Origin of the sequence: Entomoplasma ellychniae (assembly GCF_002930155.1) — a bacterium.
GTDB lineage: Bacteria > Bacillota_I > Bacilli_A > Mycoplasmatales > Mycoplasmataceae > Entomoplasma > Entomoplasma ellychniae.
Genome location: NZ_PHND01000001.1, coordinates 696,966 through 708,518 on the forward strand (window position 1 = coordinate 696,966; position 11,553 = coordinate 708,518).

Consider the following 11,553-nt stretch of genomic DNA (forward strand, 5'->3'; position numbering starts at 1 on the left):
TATGGGACTTAAAAAATTTAAACATATGTTTAAAAACTCATACAAAAATGCAACAAAGAATAAAATGCAGCTTTTTGGGGTTATTGTTTTAGTCTTCTTTTTATCTTTAATATTAACAACTGTAGTTTCTTTAAATAATCGAGTAATTAGTCAATATTCATCGATTCTTAAAGCTTCAAGACAACATGATGCAGTTATTGATTTAAATCCTTATGATGTAGTTGCTACAGGTGATTCAAAAGAATCAAAAAATGCACCTAAAAATCTAATAGAAGCTCAACAATATTGAATTCAAAAACTACAAGAACAGTATGAAAGTGAAAAACCTGAATGAAGTTTTGATTGATCAAGAACTGAAGCAAGGGAATTTGCTCAAGTGCAAAACAAAAATACAAATATTACTTTAAAAGCATTGGTTAAAACAACACAATCATTTGAAAGTAATATTTTAAACTCTGATGGTGTAGATAAACTAACAATATTTGAAGGTAAAGATATTGAAACTAGACATCAAATTGTTATAGATAAAAACTTTGCTAAATCAAATGATATTCAAATTGGTAATATTATAAGAATTCAAAAAGATAAATTTGGTGATTCTTTACTTGTTAAAAACAGTAATGATTATGAAAACTTGTTGAAAAATATTAATACCATTGAATCTGAATTAGAGTCTGGAATAGATAGTGAAAACAGCACATACCAAACACTTTATTCAAATTATCAATGATTTCAAGTAGTAGGTTTTGGTTCATCAGCTGATTTTGTAACACCAATCATAAATGAATCTACAGCTTTGCCTAATAGAAAAACAGAAGCTTTAATTTATTTACACCATGAAGCATTTGGGTTAACAAAAAATGAAGATAATGGACTTTATAGTTATGAAGTCAATGCAAATGGAAATTTAAGTGTAAATAGTAATACAGAACAAGAATCTTTTTACTCAATTAAATTCAAAAATAAAATACCTTCAAAAAAAGATTTAGAAGAAATTGAAATTGATTTCAGAGAATTAATAAAAAGAAATATTAATAATAAGCTAGTTTTTGCAAAAAACGATGGTGAATATCGTTTTTCAGAAAGAATTAGATTTTTAAACAAAACTATTTTGAGTTATTCGATAGCCGCATCTATTATATTTGTACTAACGCTTATTGTTGTATTATATTCAGTTGCTTTAATTACAAAAAAACAAATAGAAAAATCAGCAAAACAACTGGGTACTTTAAAAGCTTTAGGGTACAGGAAAAGAATACTTGTGTTTAATTTTGTTATGCTTCCCTTGTTTACATCACTAATTGGTGGTGTTGCTGGTTATTTTGGTTCAGTATTATTATCTAATCTTATAACTTTAGGATTTTCCAATTACTTTAATTTAAATTATTCTGCATTTAATATTGATTGAATTTCATTCTTGACTATGATTGGTGTTATTTGATTAATACTAAACATTATTTCATTTTCAATTTCTATATCTTTAATGAGAAAGTCAGCTTTAAGTTTAATATCAAAGTTACAAGATAAAAAAATGAACGGTTTCAAAAAATTCGTTAAAGCCATAAGAGTAAGAAGAGGTTTTGGTGCAAGAGTCAGAAAAGCTTTATTAGTTGATGCTTTAGGTAAGATGTTTGGTATAGGTTTAGTTGTTTTATTATCATCTAGTTTATTTACAATATCTTTTATAGCCCCAAACATCTTAGAAGAAAATAAAAAATATAGCTTTAATGGGATTAAATATAAACAAATTGTGGAATATAATGACCCTAGTTATAATAACCCAATGAGTTTTTTAAAAACTTTTGAAAATAAAAATGATCCTTCACAATTAATTTATGGCAAAGAAGCAAAAGGTTGAACGTCTTTAAAACTTACTGATAATGGTGCTATTGATATGGATCAAGTAATGAGTGACTATTATAATGGGCATATTACAAATGACTATTATTCAATGTTTATTGACTCTTACATAAAAAACGGCAATGTTATACCAAGTGTTTTAGATTTTGCTTTTGCTAACACTAAAATGCTTAATTTAGAAAGTGTTATATTTGATACTAACTATTTTAAAGAAATAGCTAAATATGGAATCCCATCAATTCAAAAAAATGATTTAATAGGGGGGTTATTAGCCCCAAATGTGCTAACTCAGTGAACAGATTACAAAGATTTAATGGCTAATATTGATGCTAATGATTTAAATACACAAGAAGATGTAAATAAAATCATTATACAAAATGCTAAACTAATGCAAGCATTTTATAAAAAACTAACTTCTTCTATAGGAATGTCCATAACAAATGATTTTAGAGTTGGTGAATACAGACAAGTAACTGATCAAAAATGAACAGAAATGTCTAATAATGAAAAAATAAATATTTTTAATGCTGAATCAGAAGAAAATGAACAATTGAAAAAAAATTATCTTTCAAACAGTGAAGATATTATAAATAAATTGTTAAAACAATCTAGTGAATATGACACTAGTTTTGCGTTAACTAATGATAATTGAAACATGGGTTCATTTAGAATTAATGATATTCATAATGAAAAATTGTCATTAGAAGATTATTATGTAATAAGCAATTTTGATGAAGCTAAACCTGATAATGAAGCAGATATGCAAAAAGTTAAAGATGCCATTTTACAGTATTGAAAATGATTTACTTTCACTTCATATAATCGTATTGACCAAGCTGTTATTCAAGCAGGTATTTCAAGACCACCATATTTTGTAAGTCAAAATATTGCAAGTGCTTATCAATCAGAAGATAAAAACTATAGTATGGCATTTAATCTTATTCAGTATAATTCGAAAGTAGAATCACTTGGAACAAAACTAAATGCATCTAAAAATGGAAATGATTTTAAAATTTATGGGATTCAAAACGAAGATAGATTTTTAAATTTATTTGATTCTAAAAAAAATGATTTAATGAGTATTTTATTTAATGATACTTCAGAAAATGGAATTATAATAAACCAATCATTAGCTAAAGTTTTAAATATAAAAGAAAACGATGAAGTTGATTTTGATATCATTCAAAATGAACTACAAGATGCAAGTGATGGTGAAAACAAACCTTTCAATCTTGATGATTGAGACACTACTGGTTTATGAAGTGGAAGTAATGGTTTTAAACAAAATTCTAGAATGCAAAAATTTGCAAATATAACCGTTAAAAGACCAGTTTATGGTGATTCAAAAGCAATTAACTTTTTAAATAGTATTAATTCGCCAACTAATTATTACAGAAGCGTTTTAAATGGCGAAACTGTGGTAGGAACCAAAACTCAAAATACTAAATTTAAAGTTTTAGGTATTCATGATGGTTATGGAACATCCCAAGCTTGAATTAAAAATGATGATGCAAATGCAATTTTAAAATATGATATTGTACAAAATTACATTTGAAAAAATATTTTTACTAGACAATGAAATGATGCATTTGGATATTCTAATGGACTAATTGCAGGTAAAACCGACATTATTTTAGAAGATCAAATCAACGAGACTGTTAAAGTAATTCCAAAAATATCGGGTCTAGATTTAACTAAAAATAATAATTGAGACTTAGATACATTTAAAGAAAAATTCTTAAATTCAAGTGATAAAAATAAGAAAGAAATAGGAACTTTAATATACTCAATATTTAAAAATCAATACCCAGTATTTAACTATAAATATTCTAATTCATCAGATATTGGTGACTTTGGTACATCTTTAAGTATAAGTAGTGTTTATGGTGATTACTCACCCACAGCTTTAAATGGGTTAAGTGCTAAAAACAGTGATACTGGTCAATCTTTTGATGGAACAGGTATTGGTTCAACATCTTGAATTCTTCCTGTTGATACTTATAAAGAAATAATGGATGAAATTTCAATCATAATAGTGATCATATTAGCGTTAATTATTGTGTTAATTGTAAGTATTGCTTTTGTTATAATATTACTTACTACTTCAATTATTATTAACGATAACATTCAATTTATTTCAACTATGAGAGTACTTGGGTATTCAGATAAATATGTTGTTAAAACTGTAATGGGGATGTATGCAATTGTAATTACTATAATGTTTGTGCTTGGATATATTGGTGGGTGATATGCATGTATAGGAATTGTTAATGTGTTAAAAAACGCAGGACTAATTGTCCCATTAGTTCACCCTATATGATTACCATTTATAGTCTTTATTGGTGTTGTTGGAATTTATATTGTAGCTATTTATACAGGATATAGAAGTATAACAAAAATTAATTCTATAAAAGTATTACAAGATTCAGAATTATAGAAAGGAGTTTTATGAAAAAAATATTAATTAGTATTTCAGCACTATCTTTAAGTGTTGCACCAGTCACAGGTTTTTTATATGTATCAAAAACACAAGTGACCAATCAAATAACAAAAGAAATTCAACAATCAATCGAAGAAACTTCTTTGATGTTTAAACAATCAATACTTTCAAGATCAGCTAACATGAATGCTGGTGTTGTATCTAATGTTTTAGATGAAACTAAGGTTAGTGATTTATCTTCAATTAAATCAGATCTAAATTTAAAAGATTATAATAAACAAAATTATGATTATATTAATGCTGAAAAATATATAAATAAAATTAATAAAACTTCTGGATATGTTCATTCAGATGAATATTTTGCAAAGCAAACTTTGTATTCAATAGCATCAGATTTCACTTCATCTTTAAAATCATCTTATAATGAGAATGGTCTTACACTTGATGGAACTAATGATTTATTAAATAAAATTTCATACATTGGTGCTGTTGCTAATGCTTTAATATCACCAAGTAAATTAAATGAACCGTTAGCAAAGATAGCATCAAAATTAAGTTTTTTAAAAAACTTACCAACTCCTCCAACATATGATGACGTAGTTAACAAATATGGTATAGAAACATATGGAGATATGCATAATGTTATATTAACTCAAGTTGCAAATATCATTACAAGTTTTTTAAATAAAGAAAATGATAATAACAAAATTGAACCGCTAAATTATAAAGATATTAAACAAAATAATCCGATCCAACAACTGTATAATTATGTTTTTAACTCAATTAAGAAATACTTTTCAAAAATTCAATTAAGTGATTTTGTAACAGTTAATGATTTGGGAAATCTTGATGATAATTCTCCTGAAACAATTTTAAAAGCTGTTTTAAACAAAAATCCCAAAGCATCACAAGACATGTTCAGTGTTATAGAGATACGCAAAGAATCTCCTATAAATTTTTTCAGTAACTTATATCAAGCAACTTTAAAAGGAGTAAAAGATTATTCAAATGTTACTGTAAGTTTTAAACCTAAGAATAAAGTTGAAATCGTTGAAAATAATGTTGAAAATAATGTTGAAAATAATGAAGGTACTAATGAACAGCAAGAAAAACCTACATTATCCAATCTATTAAAAAAAATTGATTTTAAAGAACTTGTTAATTTAATATACTTTATTAGTTGATATATAAGTTCTTTTGACAAATATAAAAATCCAAATTTTACAAAAGAAGAAAACATAAATTTGTTCAGTGATTCGCTAAAAAACACCGAAGTTTTTGCACAAAATAAGGAAAATAAAGTGCTATGAAATGATGTGCAAGACACTTCTCTTAAGGGTTTTTTCTCTATTTTTAAAAATATCTTTTTACCAGAATCAGAAGATAAAGATTCTATTAGAGCTTTAAAAATACTATTTCAAACAGATGATGAATATACCCCATCATTTAGTAAATTGGGTTTGGTAGCAGTCCCCCCACTATCTTTTAATGGAGATTGAACAACACCATACTACCAAGACCAAAGTTTCGTTCAAAATGGTTTTGCTATTTTATTTCAACCATTAGTTGAGGGCCTTGTATTATCAGACACAATTCAAAAAATATTGCCTTATGTATATGTTCCAGTTACTGGTTTAAAATGAAACTTAACTGGAGCTGGTAATGCTTTAGGTGTACTAATAGCAAGTGTTTTAGCAAATAATGATAACACTGATTTTTTTGCAAAAGGTTTAACTGAAGGTTTCATTATGAACATTTTAAAGTTAGTCCCATCAGTTTCAAAATATATAGATCCTATAGTGGCGAGTGCTAAGGCTGGAGCTTTCAATCAAATGATGACCCAGATATTCTTTTCAAACATTAAAACTGAATTTATACCTAAATTACAACCCATATTAGATGGTTTTGGTATAACATTACCAGAAAATATCCCTGACATAAATATTTCAGAACTTATGAATAAAAAAATAGGTCCAACTACAATTGGTTCTGCAATATGATTAATCTTGCCAAATGTTGTTCCTGTTTATATGACCATAAAACCTTTCGCTGATACAGTTAATTCTATATTTAATGATTCTGCTATTGATAAATATAATTTTTATGACCAAGAAACAGGTCAAATTATACCAAAAGAAGATGTTTTAACTAAAATTTTAGGGTATAAAGAAGAAACAACTCAACCAGATTACATAAGTGATTTATCATTAGTTTTTGGAATGATGAAGTTTAATGGTGTTGGTAAATCAATAGGAATAAGATCAAAAGATGATGATTATGGAAAAATATTATACGCTGATAAAGCTTGAAAATTCATTTTAGGTTATAATTACGATGATCAATATTTTGAAGATAAATCACTTTTAGGAAATTTAAATAAAGTCTTACAATATAAAATAGTTTATATTTTAGTCAATACAGTAACTACTTTGTTAGATGATAAAGTTGAAAATAATTTATCTCAAATCATATATGATAAAAAGAAATTAGTAACTCTTAGAGCGGATAAATCTAGATTTGAAAATAAATATGTCTCATACAAAACAGAAAATAATCAAAATATTCTTGAGTACAATATTAGTTATAAAATAAGTTTAGGTGTTTATGATAATTATAGAGTCGTTGTAACACAAAATTCAGTTAATAAATGATCAATTCAAAATTTTTTTTATATTGAAAATTAATAAATTCAAGATCAAAAGGTAAATAAATATGCCGTAAAAGTTTAATCTGTTTTAATACTAAATTTAAGTGTGAAAGAATGTTCTTCACACTTTTTTTGTTTTGCCTTTTGTTTGAAACACAAAAGTGGGTGATAGAGTAATTCAAAGTTGATTCATCAATAAATGCATGAAATGCTCATTTTGCTGTCAACTCAGTTATGAATTGGACCATAATTGGCATATTTTTTTTAAATTTTTTACTCCTATGATCCTTATAAAACAGTTTAAATAACTACAGTTTTTTTCTAAGGCCTTTTCAAAAATTGATGAATAACTTAAATGGACTCATCTGTATACTTGGCCTCTATTCTCATTTTGGTTATTTAACTATAATATTTAAGGTTTATAATATTTCTATCAAAATATTTATTACTACATTTTTTTTACAATTTAAAACTTTTTTGAAGTTTTTTCATAATAAAGTGTTTTTAATACAGGTTATATTATATAATTACTTATGATTAGTTAATTTTAATTAATTGGAAAAGGAAAAATCTAAATGAAGAAATTATTATTATCATTAGCATCTTTGAGTGCTATAGTCGTTCCAGCTGTAACAGTTATTTCATGTCAAACTTCAGTTGACACCAATAAAGTTGGTAAAACTGTTGAAAGTTGATTTTTAAATGGTAAAGACGCTGCTGAAATTCAAACACTTTTAAATAACTATTTAAAAGATCATAAAATTAAAGGGGTTGTTTCTTTTATTGTCACTAGTATATCTAATAGTAATGATGTTGATGTAAAAATTGTGTTAGCAGAAAAAGCAAGTTTTAAAGATTCTAAAGCAACTTCATTTACTTTATCAAATGCAATTAAAAAAGGAAACGGTACAACATCTGGATCTGAAACAGTTATAATTACAGATGCGAAAATTGAAGCAGTTAAAGAACAGATTCCAAAATTATTAAGACCTTTCGATATTAATCCTCCCATTGATCCAAGTTTACTAGGATTAGCAAATGGGTTTGGTGCATCATTAGTCAAAGATGCTATTAATAAAGCGTTAGAAGTAAAAGATGCAATTGCATCAAGTCAATTAAGTGCTGATAGTGAAGTTCCTTCAACTGTTGTTTTAACTGTTACTTTAAATGACGGATTTGAATTTGAAGATGAAACTAATACAAAATCAATTAAAGTTGAAAACTTTTTATTGATTCCATTGAATATTAGTGAAATTAAAAATAATGATTTAATACAAGAAATTAAAGATTTAGCAGGAATTGATGAGGTTAATGCTAAATTAGCCGAAATTAAAATTGAACATGTTGTAAGCATGAAAGCTGAAAGAAAAGGTGGTAACTCTTTAACTGATGTTACTGTAACAGTTGTAGCAAGTGATGGTTATGTAGGTACAAGTTTTGATATTGAAGGAGCAATTAAAGCTCAAGAATCTAAAACACAACTTTCAAGTATATTTATTGAAAATATTGTTAATGCAAATGGAGAAATTAATTTTGATTCAAAAACTAATTATAATGATTCAGAATTTGTTCAAGGTGAAGAACATGATGATGAAGCATATTTAGAAGCGTTGACTATGGAAACAATTAATTATCTAGTGGATAGTGTCCAAGAAAAATATCAAGTTGACTTTAAGAGTGATTTAGACAATGATTATTTAACTTATGGTGGCTCTTATCTTAAAGAACAAATGCAGGGTTTAAGCTCAAAAGAACAAATAAAAATTAAATTTATAGTAAATCCTGAAACACCTTCGAATCTTTTTACAGGAGAAATTACTGTTAATGTTAAAATTTTAAAAAGTTAAATAATTTTTTAAATTTATTAATTTTTGTTAGATTTTTTATATAAAAAAATCATGTACTTGTTATATTAAATATTGTAAAAAAATTAATAGTTGAAATAATTAGTTAAGACTAAGCAAATAAAGTTGGAAAAATAATTCTACATTTATTTTATATTTAATGCCAGTTAATGCTGGCATTTTTCAATCTAGAACTTTTTATACTTGTAAGTTAGCTTTTAAATTAATATGCACTTATATTTTATTAAATTTAATTTTTAATTAACTTTTTTATCTTCAAATTGAGCATAAAGATATTCAAGTATTTTTTGAACAAGTGAAAAATATAATAAATAATAGGACCTGTTTCTCCATTTCATAGTTGAGAAAGATTAAATAGAAATTATCAGTTTTCCTATCATTTCTAAGTCTTGTTCATTTTTTTATTTTAATAAAAGATATAATATAAAAAGATTAAACAAGAGGTTAAAATGAATATCAAGGATGCAAAAATTCAATTAAAAAATTTAAGAACCAAGTTGAATCAATGAGCAAGAGAATATTATGTCAACGACAACCCTTCAGTAGATGATGTTGAATATGATAAGTGCATGCAAGAACTTAAAAATCTTGAAAGCATGTTTCCTGAGTTAATAACCCCAGAATCTATTTCACAAAAAGTTGGTGGAATTGTTAGTGAAAAATTTGAAAAGCATATTCATAAGTACCCTATGCTAAGTTTAGGTGACATTTTTAGTTGAGAAGAATTTCAAAGCTTTAATAAACAAGTTGCAAAAGTAACAAATACCTTAGAAAATGAATACACTGCAGAATTAAAAATTGATGGTTTATCAATTAGTTTAATTTATCAAAATGGTACATTACAATCGGGTGTTACTAGAGGTGATGGTATTGTTGGGGAAAACGTTACAACAAATGTAAAAACAATTAAATCGATTCCGTTGCAAATAAATAATAAAGATCTTATAGAAGTAAGAGGAGAAATATTCTTATCTAAATCCGAGTTTAAAAAAATTAATGAAGAACGTTTACTAAACGGTGAACAATTGTTTGCCAATCCCAGAAATGCTGCTGCTGGAACTTTAAGACAATTAGATTCTTCAATTGTTGCTAAAAGAAATCTTGATGGTTTTCTATACTACTATTTTAATGAAAAACAACCAGAGAAAACTCAGCTGGATTCAATTAATAAAATTGAATCTTTGGGTTTAAAAACAAATCCTGAAACAAAACTATGTAAAAATTTAAAAGAAGTTAAAAATTATATTGATGTATATACTAAAAAAAGAATTGAACTTGATTATGAAATAGATGGCATAGTTTTTAAACTTAATGATAAACAACTGCAAGAAGAAGTTGGATATACTGCAAAAAACCCAAAGTGAGCTATTGCTTACAAATTTCCAGCTGAAATAAAGGAAACAAAACTACTAGATATATTCCCAACAGTTGGTCGGACTGGAAAAATAACTTATAATGCAAAACTTGAACCAGTACAAATAGCTGGAACAAGTGTTGGAGCTGCTTCTCTTAATAACGCAGAATACATAATTGCAAAAGAATTAAAAATTGGGGCTAATGTAAAAGTTAAAAAAGCTGGAGATATCATCCCTGAAGTTATTAGTGTAATTAAAGATGAAAATTACAAATCTTTATTAGAATGAGATAAAGATTTAAAATGTCCAGTTTGTAATTCAGTTTTAGAAAAGTCAGACAAAGAAGTTGATCAATTTTGTGTTAACTTCAATTGCCCAGCACAAATAATCAGAAGTCTACAACATTTCGCAAGTAGAGGTGCTGCTAATATTGCTGGTATGGGTGGTCAGACTATTGTTAAGTTTTATGAAAATAAAATTATAAGCACTGTTGCTGACATTTTCAAACTAAATCAACATAAAGAAAAAGTGATCAACTTTGATAACATGGGTGAAAAAAGCTATAACAAATTAATTGAAGCAATTGAAAATGCTAAAAAATCTTCATTAGAAAAAATCTTATTTGGTTTAGGTATAAGACATGTTGGTTCTAAAACAGCTTTAACTTTATCTGAAATATATCACAATATTGAATCAATTATGAATGTCACTTATGAAGAGTTAAGTTCAATTGACTCTGTTGGAGAAGTTTTAGCGCTTTCTATTGTTGATTGGTTTAAGATTGAATCAAATATCACAATAATCAAGGAATTAAGAGAATTAGGTGTTAATTTGACATATTTAGGCGAAAAAAAGAATACTGATTCACCAATAAGTAAAAAAACTTTTGTAATAACTGGTAGTTTAGAAAAACCAAGAGATTTTTATAAAAACATAATAGAATCTAATAATGGTAAGGTTATAGGTAGTGTTTCTAAAAAAACTGATTATGTTTTAGCTGGACAAAATGCTGGAAGCAAGTTATTTAAAGCAAAAGAGTATAGTATTAAAATAATCAATGAAGAAGAGTTTCATTTAATTTTAAAAGGAGAATAATTATGGAAAAAAAAGATTACTATAAATCATTAGCAAATGATGTTATGTTGGATTTTGACAATAATCATTATGATGATATTGATAAAAATTATGCGGAACTAAAAGAATTATTCAAAAAAGTAACTTCCATTGACACTGAAGGTGTCAAACCATTATTTTATCCATATGATGATATTCACACTTATTTAAGAGACGATGAATTTATACAAACGATGAATCAAGAAGATATTTTAAAAAATGCCCCAAGTACAGATGGTGATTTTGTGACTTTAGTAAAGGTGGTTAAGTAAT

Annotated in this window: 5 protein-coding genes; all 5 read left to right on the forward strand. The window is 26.2% G+C overall.

The features are described 5' to 3' along the window. Position 1: 1 nt before the first annotated feature. A complete protein-coding gene (locus tag EELLY_RS03230) occupies positions 2 to 4,297 on the forward strand; it encodes an ABC transporter permease (protein WP_104206033.1) in 4,296 nt (1,431 codons plus the stop codon). A gap of 11 nt (positions 4,298 to 4,308) precedes the next feature. Next, positions 4,309 to 6,984, forward strand: a complete 2,676-nt coding sequence (locus tag EELLY_RS03235) for a hypothetical protein (RefSeq protein WP_104206034.1) — start codon at positions 4,309 to 4,311, stop codon at positions 6,982 to 6,984. 538 nt (positions 6,985 to 7,522) lie between these two features. Further along, positions 7,523 to 8,794, forward strand: a complete 1,272-nt coding sequence (locus EELLY_RS03245) for a hypothetical protein (RefSeq protein WP_104206036.1) — start codon at positions 7,523 to 7,525, stop codon at positions 8,792 to 8,794. A 467-nt stretch (positions 8,795 to 9,261) separates the two neighbouring features. Next, positions 9,262 to 11,262, forward strand: a complete 2,001-nt coding sequence (ligA, locus tag EELLY_RS03250) for an NAD-dependent DNA ligase LigA (RefSeq protein ID WP_104206037.1) — start codon at positions 9,262 to 9,264, stop codon at positions 11,260 to 11,262. Positions 11,263 to 11,264: 2 nt separating this feature from the next. Continuing rightward, positions 11,265 to 11,552 (forward strand): Asp-tRNA(Asn)/Glu-tRNA(Gln) amidotransferase subunit GatC, encoded by a 288-nt coding sequence (locus EELLY_RS03255; protein WP_104206038.1) that lies wholly within the window; start codon positions 11,265 to 11,267, stop codon positions 11,550 to 11,552. Position 11,553 lies beyond the last annotated feature (1 nt).